Annotated in this window: 33 protein-coding genes; all 33 read left to right on the forward strand. The window is 60.2% G+C overall.

Going from position 1 to position 25,521, the window contains the following annotated elements; genetic code table 11:
- Positions 1–70: 70 nt before the first annotated feature.
- Complete coding sequence (rpoB, locus tag FLM21_RS05125; protein WP_148714534.1) at positions 71–4,237, forward strand: DNA-directed RNA polymerase subunit beta; 4,167 nt, start codon at positions 71–73, stop codon at positions 4,235–4,237.
- A 73-nt stretch (positions 4,238–4,310) separates the two neighbouring features.
- Positions 4,311–8,498 (forward strand): DNA-directed RNA polymerase subunit beta', encoded by a 4,188-nt coding sequence (rpoC, locus tag FLM21_RS05130; RefSeq protein WP_148714535.1) that lies wholly within the window; start codon positions 4,311–4,313, stop codon positions 8,496–8,498.
- 164 nt (positions 8,499–8,662) lie between these two features.
- The gene (gene rpsL / locus FLM21_RS05135) at positions 8,663–9,034 is read left to right on the forward strand and encodes a 30S ribosomal protein S12 (protein WP_148714536.1); all 372 of its coding nucleotides are present in this window, start codon (positions 8,663–8,665) and stop codon (positions 9,032–9,034) included.
- 113 nt (positions 9,035–9,147) lie between these two features.
- A complete protein-coding gene (gene rpsG / locus FLM21_RS05140; protein WP_148714537.1) occupies positions 9,148–9,621 on the forward strand; it encodes a 30S ribosomal protein S7 in 474 nt (157 codons plus the stop codon).
- Positions 9,622–9,645: 24 nt separating this feature from the next.
- On the forward strand, positions 9,646–11,745 hold the full coding sequence (fusA, locus tag FLM21_RS05145) for an elongation factor G (protein WP_148714538.1): 2,100 nt from the start codon (positions 9,646–9,648) through the stop codon (positions 11,743–11,745).
- A gap of 25 nt (positions 11,746–11,770) precedes the next feature.
- Complete coding sequence (tuf, locus tag FLM21_RS05150) at positions 11,771–12,961, forward strand: elongation factor Tu (protein ID WP_148714527.1); 1,191 nt, start codon at positions 11,771–11,773, stop codon at positions 12,959–12,961.
- 12 nt (positions 12,962–12,973) lie between these two features.
- Positions 12,974–13,285: a 30S ribosomal protein S10 gene (gene rpsJ / locus FLM21_RS05155; RefSeq protein ID WP_148714539.1), complete on the forward strand. Its 312-nt coding sequence runs from the start codon at positions 12,974–12,976 to the stop codon at positions 13,283–13,285.
- A 148-nt stretch (positions 13,286–13,433) separates the two neighbouring features.
- Complete coding sequence (gene rplC / locus FLM21_RS05160) at positions 13,434–14,078, forward strand: 50S ribosomal protein L3 (protein ID WP_148714540.1); 645 nt, start codon at positions 13,434–13,436, stop codon at positions 14,076–14,078.
- Positions 14,078–14,698: a 50S ribosomal protein L4 gene (rplD, locus tag FLM21_RS05165; RefSeq protein WP_148714541.1), complete on the forward strand. Its 621-nt coding sequence runs from the start codon at positions 14,078–14,080 to the stop codon at positions 14,696–14,698. Before rplC ends, rplD begins: the two co-directional genes overlap by 1 nt.
- Positions 14,695–15,000 (forward strand): 50S ribosomal protein L23, encoded by a 306-nt coding sequence (gene rplW / locus FLM21_RS05170; RefSeq protein WP_148714542.1) that lies wholly within the window; start codon positions 14,695–14,697, stop codon positions 14,998–15,000. Before rplD ends, rplW begins: the two co-directional genes overlap by 4 nt.
- Positions 15,001–15,012: 12 nt before the next feature.
- Positions 15,013–15,846: a 50S ribosomal protein L2 gene (rplB, locus tag FLM21_RS05175; protein WP_148714543.1), complete on the forward strand. Its 834-nt coding sequence runs from the start codon at positions 15,013–15,015 to the stop codon at positions 15,844–15,846.
- A 6-nt stretch (positions 15,847–15,852) separates the two neighbouring features.
- Positions 15,853–16,128 carry a 30S ribosomal protein S19 gene (gene rpsS / locus FLM21_RS05180; RefSeq protein ID WP_148714544.1) on the forward strand — a complete coding sequence of 92 codons (276 nt, stop codon included), beginning with the start codon at positions 15,853–15,855 and terminating at the stop codon, positions 16,126–16,128.
- A gap of 9 nt (positions 16,129–16,137) precedes the next feature.
- Entirely contained in the window at positions 16,138–16,467 is a 330-nt protein-coding gene (gene rplV / locus FLM21_RS05185; RefSeq protein WP_148714545.1) for a 50S ribosomal protein L22, read from the forward strand.
- Between the two features lie 9 nt (positions 16,468–16,476).
- Positions 16,477–17,181, forward strand: coding sequence for a 30S ribosomal protein S3 (gene rpsC, locus FLM21_RS05190; protein ID WP_148714546.1), 705 nt, complete (start codon positions 16,477–16,479; stop codon positions 17,179–17,181).
- Entirely contained in the window at positions 17,165–17,581 is a 417-nt protein-coding gene (gene rplP / locus FLM21_RS05195; RefSeq protein WP_148714547.1) for a 50S ribosomal protein L16, read from the forward strand. Before rpsC ends, rplP begins: the two co-directional genes overlap by 17 nt.
- Complete coding sequence (rpmC, locus tag FLM21_RS05200; RefSeq protein WP_148717452.1) at positions 17,581–17,769, forward strand: 50S ribosomal protein L29; 189 nt, start codon at positions 17,581–17,583, stop codon at positions 17,767–17,769. Before rplP ends, rpmC begins: the two co-directional genes overlap by 1 nt.
- Position 17,770: 1 nt before the next feature.
- The gene (gene rpsQ, locus FLM21_RS05205; protein WP_148714548.1) at positions 17,771–18,034 is read left to right on the forward strand and encodes a 30S ribosomal protein S17; all 264 of its coding nucleotides are present in this window, start codon (positions 17,771–17,773) and stop codon (positions 18,032–18,034) included.
- A 198-nt stretch (positions 18,035–18,232) separates the two neighbouring features.
- Positions 18,233–18,601, forward strand: a complete 369-nt coding sequence (rplN, locus tag FLM21_RS05210; RefSeq protein ID WP_148714549.1) for a 50S ribosomal protein L14 — start codon at positions 18,233–18,235, stop codon at positions 18,599–18,601.
- A gap of 10 nt (positions 18,602–18,611) precedes the next feature.
- Positions 18,612–18,932, forward strand: coding sequence for a 50S ribosomal protein L24 (rplX, locus tag FLM21_RS05215; RefSeq protein WP_148714550.1), 321 nt, complete (start codon positions 18,612–18,614; stop codon positions 18,930–18,932).
- A 10-nt stretch (positions 18,933–18,942) separates the two neighbouring features.
- Positions 18,943–19,482, forward strand: coding sequence for a 50S ribosomal protein L5 (rplE, locus tag FLM21_RS05220; protein WP_148714551.1), 540 nt, complete (start codon positions 18,943–18,945; stop codon positions 19,480–19,482).
- Between the two features lie 10 nt (positions 19,483–19,492).
- Positions 19,493–19,798 (forward strand): 30S ribosomal protein S14, encoded by a 306-nt coding sequence (gene rpsN, locus FLM21_RS05225; protein WP_148714552.1) that lies wholly within the window; start codon positions 19,493–19,495, stop codon positions 19,796–19,798.
- A 15-nt stretch (positions 19,799–19,813) separates the two neighbouring features.
- Complete coding sequence (rpsH, locus tag FLM21_RS05230) at positions 19,814–20,206, forward strand: 30S ribosomal protein S8 (RefSeq protein ID WP_148714553.1); 393 nt, start codon at positions 19,814–19,816, stop codon at positions 20,204–20,206.
- Between the two features lie 12 nt (positions 20,207–20,218).
- Positions 20,219–20,752, forward strand: a complete 534-nt coding sequence (gene rplF / locus FLM21_RS05235) for a 50S ribosomal protein L6 (RefSeq protein ID WP_148714554.1) — start codon at positions 20,219–20,221, stop codon at positions 20,750–20,752.
- 13 nt (positions 20,753–20,765) lie between these two features.
- Positions 20,766–21,119, forward strand: coding sequence for a 50S ribosomal protein L18 (rplR, locus tag FLM21_RS05240; protein ID WP_148714555.1), 354 nt, complete (start codon positions 20,766–20,768; stop codon positions 21,117–21,119).
- A gap of 14 nt (positions 21,120–21,133) precedes the next feature.
- Positions 21,134–21,646: a 30S ribosomal protein S5 gene (rpsE, locus tag FLM21_RS05245; protein WP_148714556.1), complete on the forward strand. Its 513-nt coding sequence runs from the start codon at positions 21,134–21,136 to the stop codon at positions 21,644–21,646.
- Positions 21,646–21,831 carry a 50S ribosomal protein L30 gene (gene rpmD / locus FLM21_RS05250; RefSeq protein ID WP_148714557.1) on the forward strand — a complete coding sequence of 62 codons (186 nt, stop codon included), beginning with the start codon at positions 21,646–21,648 and terminating at the stop codon, positions 21,829–21,831. Before rpsE ends, rpmD begins: the two co-directional genes overlap by 1 nt.
- A 2-nt stretch (positions 21,832–21,833) precedes the next feature.
- Positions 21,834–22,274 carry a 50S ribosomal protein L15 gene (rplO, locus tag FLM21_RS05255; protein WP_148714558.1) on the forward strand — a complete coding sequence of 147 codons (441 nt, stop codon included), beginning with the start codon at positions 21,834–21,836 and terminating at the stop codon, positions 22,272–22,274.
- 40 nt (positions 22,275–22,314) lie between these two features.
- The gene (gene secY, locus FLM21_RS05260) at positions 22,315–23,607 is read left to right on the forward strand and encodes a preprotein translocase subunit SecY (protein WP_187360186.1); all 1,293 of its coding nucleotides are present in this window, start codon (positions 22,315–22,317) and stop codon (positions 23,605–23,607) included.
- A 23-nt stretch (positions 23,608–23,630) separates the two neighbouring features.
- A complete protein-coding gene (infA, locus tag FLM21_RS05265; protein ID WP_148714560.1) occupies positions 23,631–23,849 on the forward strand; it encodes a translation initiation factor IF-1 in 219 nt (72 codons plus the stop codon).
- Between the two features lie 38 nt (positions 23,850–23,887).
- Entirely contained in the window at positions 23,888–24,001 is a 114-nt protein-coding gene (gene rpmJ / locus FLM21_RS05270) for a 50S ribosomal protein L36 (protein ID WP_018748524.1), read from the forward strand.
- A 64-nt stretch (positions 24,002–24,065) separates the two neighbouring features.
- A complete protein-coding gene (gene rpsM / locus FLM21_RS05275; RefSeq protein ID WP_148714561.1) occupies positions 24,066–24,428 on the forward strand; it encodes a 30S ribosomal protein S13 in 363 nt (120 codons plus the stop codon).
- A 31-nt stretch (positions 24,429–24,459) separates the two neighbouring features.
- A complete protein-coding gene (gene rpsK / locus FLM21_RS05280; protein ID WP_053939957.1) occupies positions 24,460–24,852 on the forward strand; it encodes a 30S ribosomal protein S11 in 393 nt (130 codons plus the stop codon).
- Positions 24,853–24,866: 14 nt separating this feature from the next.
- Complete coding sequence (rpsD, locus tag FLM21_RS05285) at positions 24,867–25,487, forward strand: 30S ribosomal protein S4 (protein ID WP_148714562.1); 621 nt, start codon at positions 24,867–24,869, stop codon at positions 25,485–25,487.
- The last annotated feature ends 34 nt before the right edge of the window (positions 25,488–25,521 follow it).

Below are 25,521 nucleotides of genomic sequence, written 5' to 3' on the forward strand. Positions count from 1 at the left end.
TCACAGGGCGCGCGCGATGCGCACTTTGGATTTTGTCTTTTGCGCCTCACTCCATGGAGAGCTTGTGAGTATGAATTACTCGTTCACTGAGAAGAAACGCATCCGTAAGAGCTTCGCCAAGCGGGCGAACGTACTGGATGTGCCGTTTCTCCTTGCGACTCAGATTGACTCTTACACGGATTTCTTGCAACAGGAAGTCCCGGTCGCCGAGCGCAAGAATGCCGGTCTGCAGGCCGCATTCAGCTCCATCTTCCCGATCGTCTCGCACAACGAGAACGCTCGCCTGGAGTTTGTGCATTTCAACCTCGGCGAGCCGCCGTTCGACGTGATCGAATGCCAGCAGCGCGGCATCACCTTTGCTGCCCCGCTGCGCGCGCGCGTGCGCCTGGTGATCATGGACCGCGAAGCCGCCAAGCCGACCGTGAAGGAAGTGAAGGAGCAGGACGTTTACTTCGGCGAAATTCCGCTGATGACGCGTAACGGCTCGTTCGTGATCAACGGTACCGAGCGTGTCATCGTGTCGCAGCTGCACCGCTCGCCAGGCGTGTTTTTCGAGCACGACAAGGGCAAGACCCACAGCTCGGGCAAGCTGCTGTTCTCGGCCCGCGTGATTCCTTACCGCGGCTCGTGGCTGGACTTCGAATTCGATCCGAAGGACTTGCTGTTCTTCCGGATCGACCGCCGCCGCAAGATGCCGGTCTCGGTGCTGCTGAAGGCGCTGGGCTACACGCCGGAACAGGTGCTGACCGAGTTCTACGACACCGACACCTTCAACATGGGCAAGAAGGGCCTGTTCCTGGAGCTGGTGCCGGAACGCCTGAAGGGCGAGGTCGCCAAGTTCGACATCGTGTCCGACGATGGCAAAGTGCTGGCCCAGGAAGGCAAGCGCATCACCGCCAAGACCATTCGCGACATCCAGACCGCTGGCCTCAAGCAGCTGCCGGTGCCGGTCGATTTCCTGATCGGCCGTATCCTGGCGCACGATGTGGTCAACGCCGATACCGGTGAAGTGATCGCCCGCGCCAATGACGAGATCACCGAAGACCTCGCTATCAAGTTCGACGCCGCTGGCGTCGCGCAGGTCAAGGTGCTGTTCGTCAATGATCTGGACCAGGGTGCCTATATCTCGGCCAGCCTGCGTTCGGACGAAACTGCCGACCAGTACGCCGCCCGTGTCGCGATCTACCGCATGATGCGCCCCGGCGAGCCACCGACGGAAGACGCCGTTGAAGGTCTATTCCAGGGCCTGTTCTTCGCCGAAGAGCGCTATGACCTGTCGGCCGTCGGCCGCATGAAGTTTAACCGCCGTGCCTATGCCGAGCTCGACGACAAGGCTCCGGGCTGGCGTCGTCGCTTTGCCGAGCGTGCCGGCGCGCCGGGCGACATCGGTCCGGGTGTGCTGTCGGTCGAGGACATCCTCGCCGTGATCGGCATCCTGATCGAGCTGCGCAATGGCCGTGGCGATGTCGATGACATCGATCACCTGGGCAACCGCCGCGTGCGTTCGGTTGGCGAACTGGCCGAGAACCAGTTCCGCGCCGGCCTGGTGCGTGTCGAGCGCGCCGTGAAGGAGCGCCTGTCGCAAGCCGAGTCCGACAACCTGATGCCGCATGACCTGATCAATGCCAAGCCCGTTTCGGCCGCGATCAAGGAATTCTTCGGTTCGTCGCAGCTGTCGCAGTTCATGGACCAGACCAACCCGCTGTCGGAAATCACCCACAAGCGTCGTGTCTCGGCACTGGGCCCGGGCGGTCTGACCCGCGAGCGCGCCGGCTTCGAAGTCCGTGACGTGCACCCGACCCACTATGGCCGCGTCTGCCCGATCGAAACGCCGGAAGGCCCGAACATCGGTCTGATCAACTCGCTGTCGTGCTACGCACGTACCAACGAGTACGGCTTCCTGGAAACCCCGTACCGCCGCGTGGTGGACGGCAAGGTGACCGACCAGATCGATTACTTGTCGGCCATCGAGGAAGGCAAGTACGTGATCGCCCAGGCCAACGCTGAAGTGGCCGGTGACGGCACGCTGACCGACGAACTGGTGACCTGCCGTGAACACGGCGAAACCATCATGGCCAGCCCGGACCGCGTGCAGTACATGGACGTGGCACCGAGCCAGATCGTGTCCGTCGCGGCCTCGCTGATCCCGTTCCTCGAGCACGACGATGCGAACCGCGCGCTAATGGGCGCCAACATGCAGCGCCAGGCCGTGCCTTGCCTGCGTGCCACTGCCCCGTACGTCGGTACCGGTATCGAGCGTACCTGCGCGGTCGATTCGGGCACGGCCGTGGCTGCGCTGCGTGGCGGCGTGGTCGACTATGTCGATGCCAACCGTATCGTGGTCCGCGTCAATGACGACGAGACCCTGCCGGGCGAAACCGGCGTCGATATCTATAACCTGGTGAAGTTCACCCGTTCCAACCAGAACACCAATATCAACCAGCGCCCGATCGTGAAGAAGGGCGATAAGATCGCCCGCGGCGACGTGGTGGCTGACGGCGCTTCGACCGACCTCGGCGAAATGGCGCTTGGTCAGAACATGACCATCGCGTTCATGCCGTGGAACGGCTACAACTTCGAAGATTCGATCCTGATCTCCGAAAAGGTCGTGGCCGACGATCGCTATACCTCGATCCATATCGAGGAGCTGAACGTGATGGCTCGCGACACCAAGCTCGGGCCCGAGGAAATCACCCGCGACATCTCCAACCTGTCCGAGCGCATGCTGGGCCGGCTGGATGAGTCGGGCATCGTCTACATCGGTGCCGAAGTCGAAGCGGGTGACGTGCTGGTCGGTAAGGTGACGCCGAAGGGCGAAACCCAGCTGACCCCGGAAGAGAAGCTGCTGCGCGCGATCTTCGGCGAGAAGGCGTCCGACGTGAAGGACACCTCGCTGCGGGTGCCGTCGGGCATGACCGGTACCGTCATCGACGTGCAGGTGTTCACCCGTGAAGGCGTGGAGCGCGACAAGCGCGCCCAGTCCATCATCGATGACCAACTGCGTCGCTATCGCCAGGATCTGAACGATCAGCTGCGTATCGTCGAGAACGATCTGTTCGAGCGGATCGAGCGCCAGATCGTCGGCAAGAAGGCCAATGGCGGCCCGCAGAAGCTGGGCAAGGCCGAAGTGACCAAGGATTACCTGGCCAGCCTCGCCTCCAAGCACGATTGGTTCGACATCCGTCTTGCCGACGAGGAGGCTGCACGCCAGCTTGAGGCGATGAAGGACCTGATCGCCCAGATGCGCGCCGACTTCGATCTCAAGTTCGAAGACAAAAAGCGCAAGCTGACCCAGGGCGATGAGCTGCCACCGGGCGTGATCAAGATGGTCAAGGTCTACGTAGCCGTGAAGCGCCGTCTGCAGCCGGGTGACAAGATGGCCGGCCGTCATGGTAACAAGGGCGTGGTCTCGAAGATCCTGCCGGTGGAAGATCTGCCGTACATGGCCGATGGCTCCCCGGTCGACATCGTGCTGAACCCGCTGGGCGTGCCGTCGCGGATGAACATCGGCCAGATCCTGGAAGTCCACCTCGGGTGGGCGGCCAAGGGCATCGGCCAGCGTATCGAGGCGATGTTGCGCGAGCAGCAGAACGCCGCTGCGATCCGCAAGTACCTGGATGAGATCTACAACAGCGCCGGCAAGGCCGAAGATATCGCCGGTCTGTCCGACGGTGAAGTGCTGGAGCTGGCCAACGGCCTGCGTACTGGCATGACTTTTGCCAGCCCGGTGTTTGATGGCGCCAAGGAATCCGAGATCCGCACCATGCTGGACTTGGCCTACCCGGACAGCGACGCACGGACTGGCCTGTTGGGCTTCAACGATTCGAAGACCCAGATGCAGCTGTTCGATGGCCGCAACGGCGAGCCGTTCGAGCGCAAGGTCACTGTGGGCGTGATGCACTACCTGAAGCTGCATCACTTGGTCGACGACAAGATGCATGCGCGTTCGACCGGCCCGTACTCGCTGGTCACGCAGCAGCCGCTGGGTGGTAAGGCGCAGTTCGGTGGCCAGCGCTTCGGTGAGATGGAAGTGTGGGCACTGGAAGCCTATGGTGCTGCGTACACGCTGCAGGAAATGCTGACGGTGAAGTCCGATGATGTGAATGGTCGTACCAAGATCTACGAAAACATCGTCAAGGGCGACCACCGTATCGATGCCGGCATGCCGGAATCCTTCAACGTGCTGGTGAAGGAAATCCGCTCGCTCGGTATCGATATCGATCTGGAAACGTACTGATCTGTGTGAGGTGTGGGCAGGCGCCCTCGGGCGCCTCACACCTGACGACCACCCCTCACAGGAGAAAGATTGAATGAAAGGCCTACTCGAACTCTTCAAGCAAGTCACCCAGGACGAGGAATTTGACGCGATCAAGATCGGGCTCGCATCGCCCGAGAAGATCCGTTCCTGGTCCTTCGGTGAAGTGAAGAAGCCGGAAACCATCAACTACCGTACGTTCAAGCCGGAACGCGACGGCCTGTTCTGCGCCCGTATCTTCGGGCCGATCAAGGATTACGAGTGCCTGTGCGGCAAGTACAAGCGCCTGAAGCATCGCGGCGTGATCTGCGAGAAATGCGGCGTTGAAGTCACGCTGTCCAAGGTGCGTCGCGAGCGCATGGCCCACATCGAGCTGGCCAGCCCGGTTGCCCACATCTGGTTCCTGAAGAGCCTGCCGAGCCGTCTGGGCATGGTGCTGGACATTCCGCTGCGCGACATCGAACGGGTGCTGTACTTCGAAGCATTCATCGTGGTCGAGCCGGGCATGACCCCGCTGAACCGCGGCCAGCTGCTGACTGAAGACGACTACTTCAACAAGGTTGAAGAGTATGGCGACGAGTTCGTCGCCATGATGGGCGCCGAAGCGGTACGCGAACTCCTGAAGGCGCTGGATGCCGATCGCGAGATCGCCACGCTGCGCCAGGAGCTCGAATCGACCGGTTCGGACACCAAGATCAAGAAGATCGCCAAGCGCCTGAAGGTGCTCGAGGCTTTCCAGAAGTCCGGCATCAAGCCCGAGTGGATGATCATGGACGTGCTGCCGGTACTGCCGCCGGAACTGCGCCCGCTGGTTCCGCTCGATGGCGGCCGCTTCGCCACGTCCGATCTGAATGACCTGTATCGCCGCGTCATCAACCGGAACAACCGTCTGAAGCGCCTGCTTGAACTGCGCGCGCCCGACATCATCGTGCGTAACGAAAAGCGCATGCTGCAGGAATCGGTCGATTCGCTGCTGGACAACGGTCGTCGCGGCAAGGCCATGACCGGCGCCAACAAGCGTCCGCTGAAGTCGCTGGCCGACATGATCAAGGGTAAGGGCGGTCGTTTCCGTCAGAACCTGTTGGGCAAGCGCGTCGACTATTCCGGCCGTTCCGTGATTACCGTGGGCCCATACCTGCGTCTGCATCAGTGCGGCCTGCCCAAGCTGATGGCGCTGGAACTGTTCAAGCCCTTCATCTTCCACAAGCTCGAAGTGCTCGGCCTCGCCACCACCATCAAGGCGGCGAAGAAGATGGTCGAATCGCAGGAAGCCGTGGTGTGGGACATCCTGGAAGACGTGATCCGCGAGCATCCGGTGCTGCTGAACCGCGCGCCGACGCTGCACCGTCTGGGCATCCAGGCGTTCGAGCCCGTGTTGATCGAAGGCAAGGCCATCCAGCTGCACCCGCTGGTTTGCGCGGCGTTCAACGCCGACTTCGACGGTGACCAGATGGCCGTCCACGTGCCGCTGTCGCTGGAAGCGCAGATGGAAGCCCGCACGCTGATGCTGGCCTCGAACAACGTGCTGTCGCCCGCCAACGGCGAGCCGATCATCGTGCCGTCGCAGGATATCGTGCTGGGCCTCTACTACATGAGCCGTGAGGCCGTGAACGGCAAGGGCGAGGGCATGAAGCTCGCTGACGTGCAGGAAGTGCATCGTGCCTACGCCAACAAGGCGGTCACGCTGCAGACCCGCGTCTCGGTACGCCTGAAGGACTGGTACAAGGACGACAACGGCGACTGGCAATACAAGCTGGTTCGCCGCGATACCACCGTTGGTCGCGCCATCCTGTCGGAAATCCTGCCGAAGGGCCTCGACTTCAGCCACATCGACAAGTCGTTGAAGAAGAAGGAAATCGGCAAGCTGATCAACGCCTCGTTCCGTCGCTGCGGCCTGAAGGACACCGTGGTGTTCGCCGACCAGCTGATGTACACCGGCTTCAGCTACTCGACCCGCGGCGGTATCTCGATCTGCGTCGACGACATGCTGGTACCGAAGGAAAAGGTCGAGTTGCTGGCTGCCGCCAACGCGGAAGTGAAGGAAATCGAGCAGCAGTACACCGCCGGTCTCGTGACCCAAGGCGAGCGCTACAACAAGGTGGTCGATATCTGGGGCCGTGCCGGTGACCAGATCGCCAAGGCCATGATGGCGCATCTGGGCAAGGAAAAGGTCGTCAACGCCGAAGGCAAGGAAGTCGACCAGGAATCGTTCAACTCGATCTATATGATGGCCGACTCGGGCGCGCGGGGCTCCGCAGCCCAGATCCGTCAGCTGGCCGGGATGCGGGGCCTGATGGCCAAACCGGATGGCTCGATCATCGAGACGCCGATTACCACCAACTTCCGCGAAGGCTTGACCGTTCTGCAGTACTTCAACTCGACGCACGGTGCCCGTAAGGGTCTGGCCGATACCGCGTTGAAGACCGCGAACTCCGGTTACCTGACGCGTCGTCTGGTCGACGTGACGCAGGATCTGGTGGTGATCGAGGACGATTGCGGTACCAAGTACGGCGTGACCATGAAGGCCGTCGTGCAAGGCGGTGACGTGATCGAAGCGCTGCGCGACCGTATCCTTGGCCGCGTGACTGCTGTCGACCTGATCGATCCGGCCTCGCAAGAGACCGTGATCGAAGCCGGCTCGCTGCTGACCGAAGAACTGGTCGACCAGATCGACGCCGTCGGTATCGACGAGGTCAAGGTCCGCACCCCGCTGACCTGCGAAACCCGCTACGGCCTGTGCGCCAAGTGCTACGGCCGTGATCTTGGTCGCGGCCATCTGGTGAACTCGGGCGAAGCGGTCGGCGTGATCGCTGCGCAGTCGATCGGTGAGCCGGGTACCCAGCTGACCATGCGGACCTTCCACATCGGTGGTGCCGCATCGCGGGCTGCTGCAGCGAGCCAGGTCGAAGCCAAGTCCAACGGCAAGGTGGCCTACAGCGACAAGATGCGCTACGTCACCAATGCCAAGGGCGAGCCGGTGGTCATCGCGCGTTCGGCCGAAGTGCTGGTGCTGGACGAGCAGGGTCGCGAGCGCGAGCGCCACAAGGTGCCGTATGGTGCCACGCTGCTGGTGAAGGATGGCGATGCGATCAAGGCCGGTACCGTGCTCGGGACCTGGGATCCGCACGCCCGCCCGATCATTACCGAGTACGCCGGTCAGGTGAAGTTCGAGAACGTCGAGGAAGGTTTCACCGTCGTCAAGCAGGTGGACGACGTGACCGGTCTGTCGACCCTGGTCGTGATCAACGTGAAGACCAAGGCCGGCGCCAAGGGTGTCCGTCCGCTGGTCAAGTTGCTCGACGAGAAGGGCGCTGAAGTCAAGCTTGCCGGTACTGAAACGCCGGTCACCATCGGCTTCCAACCGGGCGCGATTATTACCGTGAAGGATGGCCAGCAGGTCAACCCGGGTGAGGTGCTGGCGCGGATTCCGCAGGAATCGGCCAAGACCCGCGACATTACTGGCGGTTTGCCGCGCGTGGCCGAGCTGTTCGAAGCCCGTTCGCCGAAGGATGCCGGCATGCTGGCCGACATCACCGGTACCATCAGCTTCGGCAAGGAAACCAAGGGCAAGCAGCGCTTGGTGATTACCGATCCGGATGGCACGCCGCACGAATACCTGATCCCGAAGGAAAAGCACGTAATGGTGCACGAGGGGCAGGTGGTGAACCGCGGTGAAATGATCGTCGATGGCGCAATCGATCCGCACGACATCCTGCGTCTGCAGGGTATCGAGGAGCTGGCGCGCTACGTGGTCCAGGAAGTGCAGGAGGTTTATCGTCTGCAGGGCGTGAAGATCAACGACAAGCACATCGAGGTGATCGTTCGCCAGATGCTGCGTCGCGTGGTCATCACCGATGCGGGTGGTTCCGACTTCATCCAGGGCGAGCAGGTCGAGCGTGCCGAGGTGATGATCGCCAACGACAAGCTGGCTGCCGATGGCAAGGAACTGGCCAAGTTCGACAACGTGCTGTTGGGTATTACCAAGGCCTCGCTGTCGACTGACTCGTTCATCTCGGCCGCGTCGTTCCAAGAAACCACGCGCGTGCTGACCGAGGCTGCCATCATGGGCAAGGTCGACGATCTGCGCGGTCTGAAGGAAAACGTGATCGTCGGTCGTCTGATCCCTGCCGGTACGGGTCTCGCTTACCATCGCAGCCGCAAGCAGGCCGCGCCGACGCTGGAGTTCGCGACCGAATCGGTCAGCGACGAGGCGGCGGTCGCCAGCAGCGAGGAAGCACTCTGATCAGACGTCACTTGACGTCAAGGGCTTGATTTTTCTAAAATCCCAAGTCTTTTCTAAGGCGGCACCTGGATTTCCAGGTGTCGCCGGCTTTATTTGGGCCGCCGACCGTAAGCGTCGGCCCGAAGGTCCCCGCAAGGGGTTGTTAACTGAGGAAGTACAAATCAATGCCAACTATCAACCAGCTGGTCCGCAAGGGCCGCGAGAAGGAAGTGGCGAAGAGCAAGGTTCCCGCGCTCGAAGCCTGCCCTCAAAAGCGTGGCGTGTGCACCCGTGTGTACACCACCACCCCGAAGAAGCCGAACTCCGCTCTGCGTAAAGTGTGCAAGGTTCGTCTCACCAACGGTTTCGAAGTCATTTCGTACATCGGCGGTGAAGGCCACAACCTGCAGGAACACAGCGTGGTGCTGATCCGCGGTGGTCGTGTGAAGGATTTGCCGGGTGTGCGTTACCACACCGTGCGCGGTTCGCTCGATACGGCCGGCGTCAAGGATCGTAAGCAGTCGCGTTCGAAGTACGGCGCCAAGCGTCCGAAGTAATACTTCGAGCAAGCGGCGGACCATCCCGCAAGGGGGCCGTCGAGTAAGTGGCCGTCCGATTGGCCGGCCGTGGGGATAACCCCGACTGAATGTCACATTAAGGAAATAGAGTCATGCCAAGACGTAGAGAAGTTCCGAAGCGCGAAGTGCTGCCGGATCCGAAGTTCGGTTCCACGGAACTGACCAAGTTCATGAACGTGGTGATGATCGACGGCAAGAAAGCCGTGGCTGAGCGCATTGTTTACGGCGCGCTCGCCCAGATCGAAAAGAAGGCTGCCGGCAAGACCGCGCTGGAAGTCTTCACCGCCGCCATCAGTAACGCAAAACCGGTCGTCGAGGTGAAGAGCCGTCGCGTCGGTGGTGCAAACTATCAAGTGCCGGTCGAAGTCCGTCCCAGCCGTCGTTTGGCATTGGCGATGCGCTGGTTGCGTGACGCGGCCCGCAAGCGTGGCGAGAAGTCCATGGATCTGCGTCTGGCTGGCGAGCTGCTCGATGCAGCAGAAGGCCGTGGTGGCGCGATGAAGAAGCGCGATGAAGTGCACCGCATGGCAGAAGCGAACAAGGCGTTTGCCCACTACCGCTTCTAATGCATAACGCTTAAGGATAAAACCGTGGCTCGTAAGACCCCCATTGAGCGGTACCGCAATATCGGTATTTCCGCTCACATCGACGCCGGCAAGACCACCACGACCGAGCGTATCCTGTTCTACACCGGCGTGAACCACAAGATTGGTGAGGTTCACGACGGCGCTGCCACCATGGACTGGATGGAGCAAGAGCAAGAGCGTGGCATTACCATCACTTCGGCTGCGACCACCACCTTCTGGAAAGGTATGGGTCTGCAGTTCCCGGAGCACCGCTTCAACATCATCGACACCCCGGGGCACGTTGACTTCACCATCGAGGTGGAGCGTTCGATGCGCGTTCTGGATGGCGCCTGCATGGTGTACTGCGCGGTGGGTGGCGTTCAGCCGCAGTCGGAAACCGTGTGGCGTCAGGCCAACAAGTACCAGGTGCCGCGTCTGGCGTTCGTGAACAAGATGGACCGTCAAGGCGCCAACTTCTTCCGCGTCGTCGAGCAGATGAAGACCCGTCTGAAGGCCAACCCGGTGCCGGTGGTGATCCCCATTGGTGCCGAAGACACCTTCGTCGGCGTGGTCGACCTCCTGAAGATGCAGGCCATCTTCTGGGACGATGCCTCGCAAGGCATGAAGTTCGAGTACAAGGACATCCCGGCTGACCTGCAGGCAACTGCCCAGGAATGGCGCGAGAAGATGGTTGAATCGGCCGCCGAGGCGACCGAAGAGCTGATGAACAAATATCTGGAAGAAGGCGACCTCACCGAGGCCGAAATCGTCCAGGCACTGCGTCAGCGCACCATCGCCTGCGAAATCCAGCCGATGCTGTGCGGCACCGCGTTCAAGAACAAGGGCGTGCAGCGCATGCTCGACGCCGTGATCGAATTCCTGCCGTCGCCGGTCGATATCCCGCCGGTCAAGGGTACCGACGAGAAGGAGCAGCCGGTCACTCGCGAGGCTTCGGATTCGGCGCCGTTCTCGGCGCTGGCATTCAAGCTGATGAACGACCCGTACGTTGGCCAGCTGACCTTCTTCCGCGTCTACTCGGGCGTGGTGAAGTCGGGCGACTCGGTGCTGAATTCGGTCAAGGACAAGAAGGAACGGATCGGTCGTATCGTGCAGATGCACGCCAACGAACGTCAGGAAATCGATGAGGTTCTGGCAGGCGACATCGCTGCCGGTATCGGCCTGAAGGACGTCACCACCGGTGAAACCCTGTGCTCGCCGGATCACCCGGTCATTCTGGAGCGCATGGTGTTCCCGGAGCCGGTGATTCACGTCGCCGTCGAACCGAAGACCAAGGCTGACCAGGAAAAGATGGGCGTCGCCCTGAACCGCTTGGCCAAGGAAGATCCGTCGTTCCGCGTGCGTACCGATGAAGAGTCGGGCCAGACCATCATTTCCGGTATGGGCGAATTGCACTTGGAAATTCTGGTCGACCGCATGAAGCGCGAATTCGGCGTGGAAGCCAACGTCGGCGCGCCGCAAGTGGCCTACCGCGAAACCGTCACCCAGACCGTGAAGGATGTGCAGGGCAAGCATGCCAAGCAGTCCGGCGGTAAGGGCCAGTTCGGTGATTGCACGATCACGCTCGAGCCGTCCGGCGAGGGCAAGGGCTACCAGTTCATCGACGAAATCAAGGGTGGCGTGATTCCACGCGAATTCATCCCGTCGGTGGACAAGGGTATCCAGAACACGCTGAAGTCCGGTGTGCTGGCTGGCTTCCCGGTGGTGGACGTGACCGTGCGCCTGACCTTCGGTTCGTACCACGACGTCGACTCGTCGCAGATCGCCTTCGAACTGGCTGGCTCGATTGCCTTCAAGGAAGCAATGCGTCGCGCCGGTGCGGTGATTCTCGAGCCGATGATGGCCGTGGAAATCGAAACGCCGGAAGAGTATATGGGCGACATCATGGGTGATCTCTCGTCCCGTCGCGGCATCATCCAGGGTATGGATGACAACCCGGCTGGCGGCAAGATGATCAAGGTGGAAGTGCCGCTGTCGGAAATGTTCGGCTACTCGACCACCCTGCGCTCCATGTCGCAAGGTCGTGCCACCTACTCGATGGAATTCAAGCACTACTCGGAAGCGCCGAAGCACGTCGCCGACGCCATCATCGCCAACAAGAAGTAACGGTTAACGAATAAGGAATACAGCAATGGCAAAAGAAAAGTTTGCGCGGACGAAGCCGCACGTGAACGTGGGCACCATCGGTCACGTTGACCATGGCAAGACCACTCTGACCGCAGCGATCACCACCATCCTGTCGAAGAAGTTCGGCGGCGAAGCCAAGGGCTACGACCAGATCGACAGCGCGCCGGAAGAAAAGGCTCGCGGTATCACGATCAACACCGCCCACGTCGAATACGAAACCGAAAAGCGCCACTACGCGCACGTCGACTGCCCGGGTCACGCTGACTATGTGAAGAACATGATCACCGGTGCCGCCCAGATGGACGGCGCGATCCTGGTCTGCTCGGCCGCTGATGGCCCGATGCCGCAAACCCGCGAACACATCCTGCTGTCGCGCCAGGTTGGCGTGCCGTTCATCATCGTCTTCCTGAACAAGGCTGACCTGGTGGACGACGCCGAACTGCTCGAGCTGGTCGAAATGGAAGTGCGCGAGCTGCTGTCCAAGTACGACTTCCCGGGTGACGACACCCCGATCATCACCGGCTCGGCGCGTCTGGCCCTCGAAGGCGACCAATCGGAATACGGCGAACCCGCCATCTTCCGTCTGGCCGATGCCCTCGACACCTACATCCCGGAGCCGGAGCGTGCCATCGACGGTACCTTCCTGATGCCGGTGGAAGACGTGTTCTCGATCTCGGGTCGCGGTACCGTGGTGACCGGTCGCGTTGAGCGTGGCATCATCAAGGTCGGCGAAGAAATCGAAATCGTCGGTATCAAGCCGACCACCAAGACCACCTGCACCGGCGTGGAAATGTTCCGCAAGCTGCTGGACCAAGGCCAGGCTGGCGACAACATCGGCGCGCTGCTGCGCGGCACCAAGCGTGAGGAAGTCGAGCGCGGCCAAGTGCTGGCCAAGCCGGGTTCGATCACCCCGCACACCAAGTTCGAAGGTTCGGTCTACGTGCTGAGCAAGGAAGAGGGCGGTCGTCACACCCCGTTCTTCAACGGCTATCGTCCGCAGTTCTACTTCCGTACCACCGACGTGACCGGTGCGGTCGAGCTGCCGGCAGGTACCGAAATGGTGATGCCGGGTGACAATGTGGAAGTGACCGTGTCGCTGATCGCACCGATCGCCATGGAACAAGGTCTGCGCTTCGCCATCCGTGAAGGCGGTCGTACCGTCGGCGCCGGTGTCGTTGCCAAGATCATCGAATAAGGACTGGATGCAATGCAAAGCCAGAAAATCCGTATCCGCCTGAAGGCGTTCGATTACGCACTGATCGACCGTTCGGCCCAGGAAATCGTCGAGACCGCCAAGCGCACCGGCGCCGTGGTCAAGGGCCCGGTTCCGCTGCCGACCAAGATCGAGCGTTTCGACGTGCTGCGTTCGCCGCACGTGAACAAGACCTCGCGCGACCAGTTCGAGATCCGTACCCATCTGCGCCTGATGGACATTGTCGATCCTACCGACAAGACCGTTGACGCGCTGATGAAGCTGGATCTGCCGGCTGGCGTCGACGTCGAGATCAAGTTGCAGTAATTCGAATGTCGCAAGCACGCTAAGTGCTTGCGACATAAGAAAAAGCTGTGCTAGTATCGCGGGCTTGCCGTCTTTGGGCGGTAAGCCCGTTTATTTTTAACTGGTTATTAGCCGATCAATCGCAATCGGCCCTGTAAAGGAAATAACTATGAGCTTAGGTCTTGTCGGTCGCAAAGTCGGCATGACCCGCGTCTTTGCCGAGGATGGTGCATCCATTCCGGTAACGGTGCTGGACATGTCGGCCAATCGCGTCACGCAAATCAAGTCCGCAGAAACCGACGGCTATGCAGCTGTTCAGGTGACTTTCGGTGCCAAGAAGGCCAACCGCGTCAACAAAGCGGAAGCCGGTCATTTTGCCAAGGCAGGCGTTGAAGCCGGCCTCGGACTCGTCGAGTTCCGGGTTGCCGCTGAAAAGCTGGCTGATCTGAAGGCAGGTGATGCGCTTTCCGTTGAGCTGTTCGCTGCTGGTCAGCTGGTCGACGTCACCGGAACCTCGCAGGGTAAGGGTTTCTCGGGCGTTATCAAGCGTCACAACTTCAGTTCCAACCGTGCCACCCACGGTAACTCGCGTTCGCACAACACGCCGGGTTCCATTGGTCAGGCGCAGGATCCGGGTCGTATCTTCCCGGGTAAGCGCATGGCTGGTCAGTACGGCAATGTGAAGTCCACCGTGCAGAACCTCGAAGTGGTTCGCATCGATGTCGAGCGCCAGTTGCTGCTCGTCAAGGGTGCGGTTCCGGGTTCCAAGGGCAACGACGTTGTCGTGCGCCCCAGTGTCAAGGCAGGTGCGTAATGGAACTGAAAGTCATCAATGCATCGGGCGAGGCGCAAGCCGCCGTCGCCGGTTCCGATGCCCTGTTCGCGCGTGAGTTCAACGAAGCGCTGGTGCACCAGGTCGTAACGGCCTACTTCGCCAACGCGCGCAGTGGCAATCGTGCTCAGAAGGATCGTTCCGAAGTCAAGCACACCACCAAGAAGCCGTGGCGTCAGAAGGGTACGGGTCGCGCTCGTGCCGGTATGAGCTCGTCGCCGCTGTGGCGTGGTGGTGGTAAGACCTTCCCGAATAGCCCGGACGAGAACTTCAGCCAGAAGGTCAACCGCAAGATGTTCCGTGCTGGCATTGCGACCATCCTGTCGCAGCTAGTGCGCGAAGACCGTCTGGTGGTGGTCGATTCGTTCGCGCTCGAAGCGCCGAAGACCAAGGCTTTCGTGCAAAAGCTCGAAGCGCTCAAGCTGGATTCGGCCCTGATCGTGACCAAGGAGCTGGACGAGAACCTGTATCTCGCTTCCCGCAACCTGCCGAACGTGCTCGTACTCGAGCCGTCCCAAGTCGATCCGGTTAGCCTCGTCCGCTTCAACAAGCTGGTCCTGACCCGCGATGCGCTCCAGGCTCTCGAGGAGATCTACGCATGACGCAATTTACCGAAAACCGTCTGCTGCAGGTTCTGCGTGCACCCATCGTCTCGGAAAAGAGCACGTTGGTTGCCGACAAGAACGAGCAGATCGTATTCCGCGTCTCCACCGATGCGACCAAGAGCGAGATCAAGGCAGCGGTCGAACTGCTGTTCAAGGTCAAGGTCCAGGGCGTGACCGTGGTGAACGTCAAGGGCAAGTCCAAGCGTTTTGGCCGCTTCAACGGCACCCGCAAGGACTGGAAGAAGGCTTATGTCAGCCTGGTTCCGGGTCAAGAAATTGACCTTGCAGCCGCGCAATAAGGAGACTTGAACATGGCATTGGTTAAAGTAAAACCGACGTCCGCTGGTCGCCGCGCCGTTGTCAAGGTGGTGAACCCGGATCTGCACAAGGGCGCCCCGTACGCCCCGCTGCTGGAATCGCAAAGCAAGACCGCTGGCCGCAACAACCGCGGCGTGATCACTACCCGTCACAAGGGTGGTGGCCACAAGCAGCACTATCGCGTGATCGATTTCAAGCGCAACAAGGATGGCATCCCGGCAACGGTTGAGCGCCTGGAATATGACCCGAACCGTACCGCCAACATCGCACTGCTGTGCTATGCCGATGGCGAGCGCCGCTACATCATCGCCCCCAAGGGTCTGAAGGCGGGTGCCGTGGTGCTGTCCGGTCCGGAAGCGCCGATCAAGGTTGGCTCGGCCATGCCGATCCGCAACATCCCGGTGGGTTCGACCATTCACTGCGTCGAGCTGCAACCTGGCAAGGGTGCCCAGCTGGCCCGTTCAGCTGGTGCTTCGGTCCAGCTGCTGGCTCGCGAAGGTGCTTACGCCCAGCTGCGTCTGCGCTCCGGTGAAATCCGCAAGGTGCACATCGACTGCCGCGCCACCCTGGGCGAAGTGGGTAACGAAGAGCACATCCTGCGCTCGTACGGCAAGGCCGGTGCGAAGCGTTGGCTGGGTATTCGTCCGACCGTCCGCGGTACTGCGATGAACCCGATCGATCACCCGCACGGTGGTGGTGAGGGTCGTACTGGTGAAGGTCGTGTGCCGGTTAGCCCGTGGGGCCAGCCGACCAAGGGCTACCGTACCCGCAACAACAAGCGTACCGACGGCATGATCGTTCGTCGTCGTCCTGCGAACAAGGGGTAATTGAACATGGCACGTTCTGTCAAGAAGGGTCCGTTCGTCGACCTGCACCTCATCAAGAAGGTCGAGGCTGCCCGTACGTCGAACGACAAGCGCCCGATCAAGACCTGGTCGCGTCGTTCTACCGTTCTGCCGGACTTCGTCGGTCTGACGATCGCTGTGCACAACGGCAAGCAACACGTTCCGGTCTATGTGAACGAAAACATGGTTGGCCACAAGCTGGGCGAGTTCGCGCTCACCCGCACGTTCAAAGGCCATGCCGCGGACAAAAAAGCCAAGCGCTAAGGTGAAGACATGCAAGTATCCGCTGTACTGAGCAATGCTCGCCTCTCCGCACAGAAAGCTCGGCTGGTCGCAGACCTGGTTCGTGGCAAGCCTGTGGAGCAGGCCATCAACATCCTGACCTTCAGCCCGAAGAAGGCCGCAGTCCTGATCAAGAAGGTGCTGGAATCGGCTATCGCCAACGCTGAACACAATGACGGCGCCGATATCGACTCCCTCAAGGTCAAGACCATCTTTGTGGACAAGGGTCCGTCTCTCAAGCGTTTCTCCGCTCGTGCCAAAGGCCGCGGCAACCGCATCGAGAAGCAGACCTGCCACATCACGCTGACTGTGGGCGACTAAGGAGCGATTATGGGTCAGAAAATTCATCCGACGGGTTTTCGTCTCGCCGTCACCAAGAACTGGGCCTCGCGCTGGTACGCCAACAGCCGTAACTTCGGCAAGATGCTAACCGAGGACATCGAAGTCCGCGAGTTTCTGAAGAAGAAACTGGCGAACGCTTCGGTGAGCCGCGTCGTCATCGAGCGCCCGGCCAAGAATGCCAAGATCACCATCTACACCGCACGTCCGGGTGTGGTGATCGGCAAGAAGGGCGAGGACATCGAGCTCTTGAAGAAAGAGCTGCAGAACGTCCTCAAGGTGCCGGTGCACGTCAACATCGAAGAGGTGCGCAAGCCGGAAATCGACGCGCAGATCATTGCCGACAGCATCTCGTCGCAGCTGGAAAAGCGCGTGATGTTCCGTCGTGCCATGAAGCGCGCCATGCAGAACGCCATGCGTCTGGGTGCCCAGGGCATCAAGATCATGTCGTCCGGCCGTCTGAACGGCATCGAAATCGCCCGTACCGAGTGGTATCGCGAAGGCCGTGTGCCGCTGCACACCCTGCGTGCCGACATCGACTACGCGACCAGCGAAGCCAAGACCACGTACGGCATCATCGGGATCAAGGTTTGGGTTTACAAGGGCGAAGTGAAGCCTGGCGAGAAGGCCGCTGAGCCGGCGCCGGAAACCCAGCGTAAAGCACGAAAGGGGCCTCGCAATGCTGCAGCCAACTAGACTCAAGTACCGCAAGGTACAAAAGGGCCGTAACACCGGTATCGCCACCCGTGGCAATAGCGTTGCGTTCGGCACCTGGGGCCTGAAGGCCACCAGCCGTGGTCGCCTGACCGCCCGCCAGATCGAATCGGCGCGTCGTGCCATCACCCGCTACATCAAGCGTGGTGGCCGTGTGTGGATCCGTGCGTTCCCGGACAAGCCGATCTCGACCAAGCCGGCCGAAGTGCGTATGGGTAACGGCAAGGGTAGCCCGGATTACTGGGTTGCCGAAATTCAACCTGGCAAGGTGCTGTACGAACTGGACGGCGTGAGCGAAGAAATCGCCCGCGAAGCGTTCCGCCTGGCTTCGGCCAAGCTGCCGTTCGCGACGACCTTCGTCACTCGTCAAGTGGGGCAATGATGAAAGCTGCTGAACTTCGTCAAAAGTCGGTCGACGAGCTCAAGGGCGAACTGACTGCCCTATTGCGTGCACAGTTCGGTCTGCGCATGCAGGCCGCTACCGGCCAGCTCGCCAAGAACACCGAGATCAAGCGTGTGCGCAAGGACATTGCGCGCGTCCGTACCATCCTGGCCCAGAAGGCGGCGTAACATGAGCGAAGCAAAACTGAAGCGCACGCTGACCGGTCGAGTGGTCAGCGACAAGATGGACAAGACTGTCACCGTTCTGGTTGAGCATCTGGTCAAGCACCCGCTCTACGGCAAGGTGATGCGTCGTTCCAAGAAGTATCACGCGCACGACGAAACCAATCAGTATCACGAAGGTGATCTGGTCACGATCGCGGAAGGTCGCCCGCTGTCGAAGACCAAGAGCTGGGTGGTTACCGAGCTGGTCGAAAAGGCACGCGTGGTCTAATTCTTTAGACTGCTCAAGTGCTTGCACGGGCATTGTACTTCGCGTACAATGCCCGTTTTTCCGTCTTGCGATGGAGTCAAATCCATCGTGTTTTTCCCCTTCGGGGTCCAAAACTGGCTGCGTCTTGGCCCGGTTTTGCCGGGCACTGTTCCGGTCTTTGCCGAAACATTCGCAGATTAAGTTGGAGGTTGTTTTTCCATGATTCAAATGCAATCCATGCTGGAGGTTGCTGACAACACCGGGGCGCGTCACGTGATGTGCATCAAGGTGTTGGGTGGCTCCAAGCGTCGCTATGCAGCAGTGGGCGACATCATCAAGGTGACCATCAAGGATGCGGCCCCCCGTGGTCGTGTCAAGAAGGGCGACGTCTACAACGCCGTGGTGGTTCGTACCGCCAAGGGCGTGCGTCGCGCCGATGGCTCGCTGATCAAGTTCGACGGCAATGCCGCCGTGCTCCTGAACAACAAGCTGGAGCCAATCGGCACCCGCATCTTCGGACCGGTAACGCGTGAACTGCGTACCGAGCGCTTTATGAAGATCGTGTCGCTGGCGCCGGAAGTGCTGTAAGGGGAACGGGATGAACAAGATTCGCAAGGGTGACGAAGTCATCGTCATCACCGGTAAGGACAAGGGTCGTCGCGGCACCGTGCTGCGCGTTCTGCCGACCGAAGACCGTGTCGTGGTCGAAGGCATCAATGTGGTGAAGAAGCACCAGAAGCCGAACCCGATGCGCGGCCAGCAAGGCGGCATCGTGGAAAAGACCATGTCGATCCACGTGTCCAATGTGGCGATTTTCAATGCGGCTGCCGGCAAGGCTGACCGCGTGGGCTTCAAGGTCCTCGAAGACGGCAAGAAAGTCCGCGTCTTCAAGTCGACCGGCGAAGTGATCGGCGGCTAAGGGGTAGAACATGGCTCGTCTGCAAGATATTTACCAAGAAAAGATCGTTCCGGCGCTCATCGAGCAGTTCGGTTACAAGTCGATCATGGAAGTGCCGCGCATCGAAAAGATCACCATCAACATGGGTGTGGGTGAAGCGGTCGCTGACAAGAAGGTCATGGAACACGCTGTCGGTGATCTGGAAAAGATCGCTGGCCAGAAGGTGGTCGTGACCAAGGCCAAGAAGTCGATCGCCGGCTTCAAGATTCGTGACGGTTACCCGGTTGGCTGCAAGGTCACCCTGCGTCGTGATCGGATGTATGAATTCCTGGACCGCCTCGTCACCATCGCGCTGCCGCGCGTGCGTGACTTCCGTGGTATCTCGGCCAAGTCGTTCGATGGTCGCGGTAACTACAACATGGGCGTGAAGGAACAGATCATCTTCCCGGAAATCGAGTACGACAAGATCGATGCTCTGCGCGGGATGAACATCACCATCACGACCACCGCCAAGTCCGACGACGAAGCGCGCGCCCTGCTGGCCGCCTTCAAGTTCCCGTTCAAGAATTGAGGCGAACAACATGGCTAAACTCGCACTGATCAAACGCGAAGAAAAGCGCCGCGCCACCGTCGCCAAGTTTTCCGCCAAGCGCGAAAAGCTGTTGGCCGTGGCCAATGACGTGAACGCGAGCGAAGAAGAGCGCTTTGCTGCTCGCCTGTCGCTGCAAAAACTGCCGCGCAACGCCAGCCCGGTTCGCACCGGTACCCGTTGCTCGATTACCGGCCGCCCGCGCGGCGTGTTCCGCAAGTTCGGCCTCGGCCGTAACAAGCTGCGCGAACTGGCTATGAAGGGTGAAATCCCCGGCATGGTCAAGGCTAGCTGGTAATAGGAGAGAAATAACATGGCAATGCATGATCCTATCGCCGATATGCTGACCCGCATCCGTAACGCGCAGCGTGCGGACAAGGGCACCGTGACTATGCCGTCTTCCAAGTTGAAGGTGGCTATCGCCAAGGTGCTGCAGGACGAAGGCTATATCGAATCGTTCGCCGTCGCTGGCGAAACCAAGCCCGAGCTCACCATCGAGCTCAAGTACTACGCCGGCCGTCCGGTCATCGAGCGCATCGAACGCATCTCGAAGCCTGGCCTGCGCATCTACAAGGGCGCTGCGGACATCCCGCAAGTGATGAATGGTCTTGGCGTGGCAATCCTGTCGACGTCCAAGGGTGTGATGACCGATCGCAAAGCGCGTGCCAACGGTGTTGGCGGCGAGCTGCTTTGCATCGTCGCGTAATGAGGTGAACCAATGTCTCGTGTAGCGAAGAACCCGGTCGTCATCCCGTCCGGCGTGGAAGTGAAGATCGCTGACGGCGCGATCGTGGTGAAGGGTGCCAACGGCAGCCTGTCCCAGGTGCTCGCCGCCAACGTCGAAGTCAAGGTCGAGAACAACGAAGTCAAGTTTGCCGCCAAGGATGGCAGCAAGCCCGCCCGTGCCATGTCCGGCACGCTGCGCGCGCTGGTCAACAACATGGTGACCGGTGTGAACAAGGGCTTCGAGCGCAAGCTGAACCTGGTTGGCGTGGGCTATCGTGCCCAGGCCCAGGGCGACCTGCTGAATCTCACTCTCGGTTTCTCCCACCCGGTGGCGCACCCGATGCCCGCTGGCGTCAAGGTCGAAACCCCGTCGCAGACCGAAGTCATCCTGAAGTCTGCCAACAAACAGCTGCTTGGTCAGGTCGCTGCTGAAATCCGCGCTTATCGCGCGCCGGAACCCTACAAGGGCAAGGGCGTTCGTTATTCGGACGAAGTGGTTGTTCTGAAAGAAACCAAGAAGAAGTAATCGAGGCTGAATCATGGACAAGAAAGAGACTCGACTCCGCCGTGCACGTAAAACCCGTGCCAAGATTGCGGAGCTCAAGGTGGTGCGCCTGTCGGTGCACCGTACCAACAGCCACATCTACGCGCAGGTCATCGCTGCCGACGGCAGCAAGGTGCTTGCCAGCGCTTCGACCGCCGAGAAGGAACTGCGTGAGCAGGTCAAGAACGGCGGCAGCGTTGAAGCAGCTACCCTGATCGGCAAGCGCATCGCCGAGAAGGCTCGTGCTGCGGGTGTGGAAAAGGTTGCGTTCGACCGCTCCGGTTTCCATTACCACGGTCGCGTGAAGGCATTGGCTGATGCTGCTCGCGAAGGCGGCCTCGTCTTCTAATTTGGAGTGATCAAATGGCTAGGAACGAAGTAGAAGATCGCGGCGACGGCCTTCGCGAAAAGATGGTGGCCGTGAATCGCGTCACCAAGGTCGTGAAGGGTGGCCGTATTCTCGGCTTCGCCGCACTGACCGTCGTGGGTGACGGCGATGGCGGCGTTGGCATGGGCAAGGGCAAGTCGAAGGAAGTGCCGGTTGCCGTGCAAAAGGCCATGGAAGAGGCGCGTCGTCGCCTGACCAAGGCCCCGCTGAAGAATGGCACCGTGCCGCACACCGTCGTGGGCCGTCATGGCGCTACCACCGTGTTCATGCAGCCGGCGCCGGAAGGTACCGGCATCATCGCCGGTGGCCCGATGCGTGCCGTGTTCGAAGTGGCTGGCGTGCAGAACGTCACCGCGAAGATCCATGGTTCGACCAACCCGTACAACGTGGTTCGCGCCACGCTGGACGGTCTGGCCAAGCTGAATACCGCGAGCGAAATCGCGGCCAAGCGTGGCAAGACGGTCGAAGAAATTCTGGGGGATGCGTAATGTCCGAAGCGAAGAAGATCAAGGTGACGCTCGTCAAGAGCGTGATCGGTCGCCTCGAATCGCACCGTGCCTGCGCACGTGGTCTCGGTCTGCGCAAGCTGAACAGCTCGGCTGAAGTGATCGATACCCCGGCCAACCGCGGCATGATCAACAAGATCAGCTATCTGCTGAAGGTGGAGGGCTAACCATGTCTCTCGTACTGAACAACCTCAAGCCTGCCGAAGGCGCAACCCACGCCAAGAAGCGTGTCGGTCGCGGCATCGGCTCCGGCCTGGGCAAGACTGCCGGTCGCGGCCACAAGGGTCAGAAGTCCCGCGCTGGTGGCTTCCACAAGGTTGGCTTCGAAGGCGGTCAAATGCCGCTGCATCGTCGTCTGCCGAAGCGCGGCTTCGTGTCACTGGCCAAGGGCAAGAGCGCCGAGGTTCGCCTGGGCGATCTGAATGCACTGCCGGTCAACGAAATCGACTTTGCAGTGCTGCTGCAGGCCGGCGTGATCGGTCAGCATGCGCTCACCGTCAAGGTCATCGCCTCGGGCAAGATCGAGCGTGCCATCACTCTGAAGGGCGTCGCCGCCACCAAGGGTGCCCGCGCCGCGATCGAAGCCGCTGGCGGTAGCATCGTCGAGTAAACGCGCTTAAAGCAGAGGCGATCACGTGGCAAATCCCGGTATGGCAGCCGCAGGCAGCAAGTTTGCGGATCTGAAGAAGCGAATCTGGTTTCTGATCGGCGCGTTGATTGTGTACCGCATCGGTGCACACATCCCCGTGCCGGGCATCAACCCGGTCGAGCTGGCTAAGCTGTTCAACTCGTCGCAGACGGGCCTCCTGAACATGTTCAACATGTTCTCCGGTGGTGCGCTGTCGCGTTTCACGGTGTTTGCCATCGGGATCATGCCGTACATCTCGGCGTCGATCATCATGCAGCTCGGCGCCGAGGTGTTCCCTTCGCTCAAGCAGCTGAAGAAGGAAGGCGATGCCGGTCGTCGCAAGATCACGCAGTACACGCGCTACGCGACCGTGCTGTTGGCGACCGCGCAGAGCTTCGGTATCGCCATGATGCTGTTCAAGCAGCCTGGTCTGGTGCTGCTGCCGCAGACGCTGTTCGTGTTCACCACGGTGGTTACGCTGGTGACGGGTACCATGTTCCTGATGTGGTTGGGTGAGCAGATCACCGAGCGTGGCATCGGCAACGGTATCTCGATCCTGATCTGTGCCGGTATCGCCGCAGGCGTACCGAGCGCAATCGGCAAGACGCTGTCGCTGGTCCAGGCCGGCAGCCTGCACGAGATCATGGCGCTGGTACTGGCCGTCGGTGTGGTGTTGCTGACTGCTGCCGTGGTCTTCGTCGAGCGCGGCCAGCGCAAGGTGCCGGTGCAGTATGCCAAGCGCCAGGTGGGCAACCGCGTGATGCAGGCGCAGAGCACGCACCTGCCACTGAAGATCAACATGGCAGGCGTGATCCCGCCGATCTTCGCGTCGTCGATCATCCTGTTCCCGGCCACCCTGCTGTCGTGGACCGGCAATAGCGAATCGCTGGGCTGGCTCAAGGTCATTGGCGATGAGCTGCACCCCGGCAAGCCTGTCTACGTGTTGCTCTACGCCGCTGCCATCATCTTCTTCTGCTACTTCTACACGGCCCTGGTTTTCAATCCCAAGGAAACCGCGGACAACCTGAAGAAGAGCGGGGCGATGATTCCGGGCTATCGTCCGGGTGACAACACCGCGAAGTACATCGAGAAGCTGATTCTGAAGCTGACCTTGATTGGCGCGGTGTACATCACCGTGATTTGCCTGATTCCTGAATTCCTGATTCTGAAGTGGAACGTGCCGTTCTACTTCGGTGGCACCTCGCTACTGATTCTGGTGGTGGTGACCATGGACTTCATGGCTCAGATGCAGTCCTACGTACTGTCGCATCAGTACGAAAGCCTGCTGAAGAAGGCAAATTTCAAGGGCGCCTAGGACGCTTAACAGACCAAATCTTTATGGCTAAAGAAGACGTCATTCAGATGCAGGGCGAAGTCCTGGAAACGCTGCCCAACGCAACGTTCCGGGTCAAGCTTGAAAACGGACATGTGATCCTCGGTCATATCTCCGGCAAGATGCGGATGCACTACATCCGCATCCTCCCCGGTGACAAGGTTACGGTGGAACTTACGCCGTACGATCTGACCAAGGCTCGCATCGTATTCCGGACGAAGTGATTCTCCGGGATTTCACTTAAGTAGAAAGGACCAGAACGATGAGAGTTCAAGCATCGGTCAAGAAAATCTGCCGCAACTGCAAGATCATCCGTCGCAATCGCGTCGTTCGCGTGATCTGCACCGACCCGCGGCATAAGCAGCGTCAGGGCTGATTGAGCTGTACGGCTCCTGTTGCTATAATCCGCAACTTTTTGGAAGAACCTGGGGTAAAGAAGTATGGCCCGTATTGCTGGGGTTAACATCCCTAATCATCAGCATACTGTGATCGGCCTTCAGGCAATCTACGGCATTGGTCGCACCCGCGCCCAAGCCGTTGTCGCCGCCGCCGGCATCGAGCCGAGCAAGAAGGTCAAGGATCTCAGCGAAGCTGAACTCGACAAACTGCGTGAAGAAGTCGGCAAGTACACCGTCGAAGGTGACCTGCGTCGTGAAGTCACCATGAGCATCAAGCGTCTGATGGACCTTGGCTGCTTCCGTGGTTTCCGCCATCGCAAGGGTCTGCCGGTTCGTGGTCAACGCACGCGTACCAATGCGCGCACCCGTAAGGGCCCGCGCAAGCCCATCGCCGGCAAGAAGTAATTCCGGCCGGTTGAATTAAAGGATTTTTAGTATGGCTAAAGCAAACACAGTGCGTGTACGGAAGAAAGTCAAAAAGAGCGTGTCTGAAGGCATTGCGCATGTTCATGCGTCCTTCAACAACACGATCGTGACCATCACCGATCGCCAAGGGAATGCACTTTCTTGGGCTACCTCGGGCGGTGCTGGTTTCAAGGGCTCTCGGAAAAGTACACCCTTCGCGGCACAGGTTGCTGCGGAGCACGCTGGTAAAGTTGCCCAAGAATATGGTGTGAAGAACCTTGAAGTCCGTATCAAGGGTCCTGGTCCGGGTCGTGAATCCGCTGTGCGTGCTCTGAACGCGCTCGGCTTCAAGATCACCAGCATTTCGGATGTGACGCCTGTGCCGCACAACGGCTGCCGTCCTCCGAAAAAGCGTCGTATCTAATCCCGGAGTAGAACATGGCTCGTTATATTGGACCCAAGTGCAAACTCGCACGTCGCGAAGGCACGGATCTTTTCCTCAAGAGCGCGCGTCGTTCGCTCGACAGCAAGTGCAAGCTGGAACAAGCCCCAGGCCAGCACGGCGCTAAGAACACCCGCTTGTCGGACTACGGCGTTCACCTGCGTGAAAAGCAGAAGATCCGTCGCATCTACGGCGTGCTGGAACGTCAGTTCCGTCGCTATTTCGAAGAAGCCGCGCGCCGCAAGGGCTCGACCGGCGAGAACCTGCTCAAGCTGCTTGAGTCGCGTCTCGACAACGTCGTGTACCGCATGGGCTTCGCCTCGACTCGTGCCGAAGCGCGCCAGCTGGTGTCGCACAAGGCTGTCGTGGTGAACGGCAAGGTCGTGAACATCCCGTCGTTCCAGGTCAAGACTGGCGATACCGTTAGCGTTCGCGAAAAGGCGAAGAAGCAGGTGCGTATCCAGGAAGCCCTGTCGCTGGCCGAAGGTATCGGCTTCCCGAACTGGGTTGCCGTCGACAGCAAGAAAATGGAAGGCGTGTTCAAGAGCGCGCCAGAGCGTTCCGATCTGTCCAGCGACATCAACGAATCGCTGGTCGTGGAATTCTACTCCAAGTAATTAGCTGCCCCGGAAAGGCCAAGGGATACTGATA

Origin of the sequence: Chitinolyticbacter meiyuanensis, assembly GCF_008033135.1 — a bacterium.
In the GTDB taxonomy this organism is placed as follows: Bacteria; Pseudomonadota; Gammaproteobacteria; order Burkholderiales; family Chitinibacteraceae; genus Chitinolyticbacter; species Chitinolyticbacter meiyuanensis.

Coding starts and splice junctions, on each gene's coding strand:
- rpoB (WP_148714534.1), top strand. CDS start 71: ATGAATTACTCGTTCACTGAGAAGAAACGCATCCGTAAGAGCTTCGCC.
- rpoC (WP_148714535.1), top strand. CDS start 4,311: ATGAAAGGCCTACTCGAACTCTTCAAGCAAGTCACCCAGGACGAGGAA.
- rpsL (WP_148714536.1), top strand. CDS start 8,663: ATGCCAACTATCAACCAGCTGGTCCGCAAGGGCCGCGAGAAGGAAGTG.
- rpsG (WP_148714537.1), top strand. CDS start 9,148: ATGCCAAGACGTAGAGAAGTTCCGAAGCGCGAAGTGCTGCCGGATCCG.
- tuf (WP_148714527.1), top strand. CDS start 11,771: ATGGCAAAAGAAAAGTTTGCGCGGACGAAGCCGCACGTGAACGTGGGC.
- rpsJ (WP_148714539.1), top strand. CDS start 12,974: ATGCAAAGCCAGAAAATCCGTATCCGCCTGAAGGCGTTCGATTACGCA.
- rplC (WP_148714540.1), top strand. CDS start 13,434: ATGAGCTTAGGTCTTGTCGGTCGCAAAGTCGGCATGACCCGCGTCTTT.
- rplD (WP_148714541.1), top strand. CDS start 14,078: ATGGAACTGAAAGTCATCAATGCATCGGGCGAGGCGCAAGCCGCCGTC.
- rplW (WP_148714542.1), top strand. CDS start 14,695: ATGACGCAATTTACCGAAAACCGTCTGCTGCAGGTTCTGCGTGCACCC.
- rplB (WP_148714543.1), top strand. CDS start 15,013: ATGGCATTGGTTAAAGTAAAACCGACGTCCGCTGGTCGCCGCGCCGTT.
- rpsS (WP_148714544.1), top strand. CDS start 15,853: ATGGCACGTTCTGTCAAGAAGGGTCCGTTCGTCGACCTGCACCTCATC.
- rplV (WP_148714545.1), top strand. CDS start 16,138: ATGCAAGTATCCGCTGTACTGAGCAATGCTCGCCTCTCCGCACAGAAA.
- rpsC (WP_148714546.1), top strand. CDS start 16,477: ATGGGTCAGAAAATTCATCCGACGGGTTTTCGTCTCGCCGTCACCAAG.
- rplP (WP_148714547.1), top strand. CDS start 17,165: ATGCTGCAGCCAACTAGACTCAAGTACCGCAAGGTACAAAAGGGCCGT.
- rpmC (WP_148717452.1), top strand. CDS start 17,581: ATGAAAGCTGCTGAACTTCGTCAAAAGTCGGTCGACGAGCTCAAGGGC.
- rpsQ (WP_148714548.1), top strand. CDS start 17,771: ATGAGCGAAGCAAAACTGAAGCGCACGCTGACCGGTCGAGTGGTCAGC.
- rplN (WP_148714549.1), top strand. CDS start 18,233: ATGATTCAAATGCAATCCATGCTGGAGGTTGCTGACAACACCGGGGCG.
- rplX (WP_148714550.1), top strand. CDS start 18,612: ATGAACAAGATTCGCAAGGGTGACGAAGTCATCGTCATCACCGGTAAG.
- rplE (WP_148714551.1), top strand. CDS start 18,943: ATGGCTCGTCTGCAAGATATTTACCAAGAAAAGATCGTTCCGGCGCTC.
- rpsN (WP_148714552.1), top strand. CDS start 19,493: ATGGCTAAACTCGCACTGATCAAACGCGAAGAAAAGCGCCGCGCCACC.
- rpsH (WP_148714553.1), top strand. CDS start 19,814: ATGGCAATGCATGATCCTATCGCCGATATGCTGACCCGCATCCGTAAC.
- rplF (WP_148714554.1), top strand. CDS start 20,219: ATGTCTCGTGTAGCGAAGAACCCGGTCGTCATCCCGTCCGGCGTGGAA.
- rplR (WP_148714555.1), top strand. CDS start 20,766: ATGGACAAGAAAGAGACTCGACTCCGCCGTGCACGTAAAACCCGTGCC.
- rpsE (WP_148714556.1), top strand. CDS start 21,134: ATGGCTAGGAACGAAGTAGAAGATCGCGGCGACGGCCTTCGCGAAAAG.
- rpmD (WP_148714557.1), top strand. CDS start 21,646: ATGTCCGAAGCGAAGAAGATCAAGGTGACGCTCGTCAAGAGCGTGATC.
- rplO (WP_148714558.1), top strand. CDS start 21,834: ATGTCTCTCGTACTGAACAACCTCAAGCCTGCCGAAGGCGCAACCCAC.
- secY (WP_187360186.1), top strand. CDS start 22,315: ATGGCAGCCGCAGGCAGCAAGTTTGCGGATCTGAAGAAGCGAATCTGG.
- infA (WP_148714560.1), top strand. CDS start 23,631: ATGGCTAAAGAAGACGTCATTCAGATGCAGGGCGAAGTCCTGGAAACG.
- rpmJ (WP_018748524.1), top strand. CDS start 23,888: ATGAGAGTTCAAGCATCGGTCAAGAAAATCTGCCGCAACTGCAAGATC.
- rpsM (WP_148714561.1), top strand. CDS start 24,066: ATGGCCCGTATTGCTGGGGTTAACATCCCTAATCATCAGCATACTGTG.
- rpsK (WP_053939957.1), top strand. CDS start 24,460: ATGGCTAAAGCAAACACAGTGCGTGTACGGAAGAAAGTCAAAAAGAGC.
- rpsD (WP_148714562.1), top strand. CDS start 24,867: ATGGCTCGTTATATTGGACCCAAGTGCAAACTCGCACGTCGCGAAGGC.